Origin of the sequence: Citrobacter cronae (assembly GCF_016893685.1) — a bacterium.
Taxonomy (GTDB): Bacteria; Pseudomonadota; Gammaproteobacteria; order Enterobacterales; family Enterobacteriaceae; genus Citrobacter; species Citrobacter werkmanii.
In genome coordinates this window covers 3,287,987-3,289,015 of record NZ_CP069763.1, presented here as the reverse complement: position 1 = coordinate 3,289,015, position 1,029 = coordinate 3,287,987, and the positions used below count along the sequence as shown (strand labels likewise).

The window sequence follows — 1,029 nt, the reverse complement described above, 5'->3', positions numbered from 1 at the left end:
ACCTATACTTTCAGTCTGACATATGGCTGGAGGTTTCTATGTGTGGACGCTTTGCACAGTCAATGACGCGTGAAGATTATCTTGCCCTGCTCGCTGATGAATCAGAACGCGATATTCCATACGATCCAGAACCCATCGGAAGATTCAACGTAGCACCAGGAACAAAAGTTCTGCTTCTGAGCGAACGTGATGAGCAGTTGCATCTTGATCCAGTTATCTGGGGATACGCCCCCGGGTGGTGGGATAAACCACCACTAATTAACGCACGCTCTGAAACTGCGGCCACCAGCAGAATGTTTAAACCACTCTGGCAGCATGGCCGTGCAATTTGCTTTGCTGATGGCTGGTTTGAGTGGAAAAAGGAAGGCGACAAGAAACAACCTTACTTTATTCACCGGGCAGACGGTCAGCCGATTTTTATGGCGGCGATCGGTAGCACACCATTCGAACGTGGAGATGAAGCAGAAGGTTTTCTGATAGTTACAGCTGCGGCCGACAAAGGACTGGTAGATATTCACGACAGGCGGCCACTGGTACTCTCACCAGATGCTGCTCGCGAATGGATGAGGCAGAAAGTTGGAGGGAAAGAAGCGGAGGAGATTGCGGCCGACGGTTCCGTGTCCGCTGATAAATTTTTATGGCACGCCGTGACGCGTGCCGTCGGGAATGTGAACAATCAGGGAGCAGATTTAATTAAGCCTGTTACTTAACCTGAAGCAGGTCCTCATAGCGGGTCGTGTATCGTGGTGACAGCATCTCTCTCTTCATCGCCCATTGTTGCTGGATCCCCTGTCCGGCGAAATAAAGCGCCCCCTTTCCTTCCTTTGCATTCAGATGATCCAGAACTTCCATCAATTTCTCACTCCCCCGGCGCGGCGCATTATCATCGAACAAATTCAACTGGGCGATGCCCTGACTGAAGAAGTCCCCCAGCATTACCCCGGCTTTCTGATACCTGTGCCCGTCTTTCCATATTGCATCCAGACTCCTCGTCGCTGCTGCAATGATATCCCGGCTGTCCTGTGTCGG

At 51.4% G+C, this 1,029-nt stretch carries 2 protein-coding genes; one reads left to right on the top strand and one right to left on the bottom strand.

What is annotated here, in order from left to right:
* Positions 1-38 precede the first annotated feature (38 nt).
* Positions 39-710, top strand: a complete 672-nt coding sequence (locus JSN25_RS14180) for an SOS response-associated peptidase (protein WP_204525727.1) — start codon at positions 39-41, stop codon at positions 708-710.
* Here the strand turns inward: JSN25_RS14180 and JSN25_RS14175 are convergent.
* Positions 703-1,029, bottom strand: a 327-nt coding sequence (locus tag JSN25_RS14175) for a DUF4113 domain-containing protein (RefSeq protein ID WP_233638416.1), incomplete at its 5' end; no start/stop codon positions are given. The two genes, JSN25_RS14180 and JSN25_RS14175, sit on opposite strands and share 8 nt — an antisense overlap.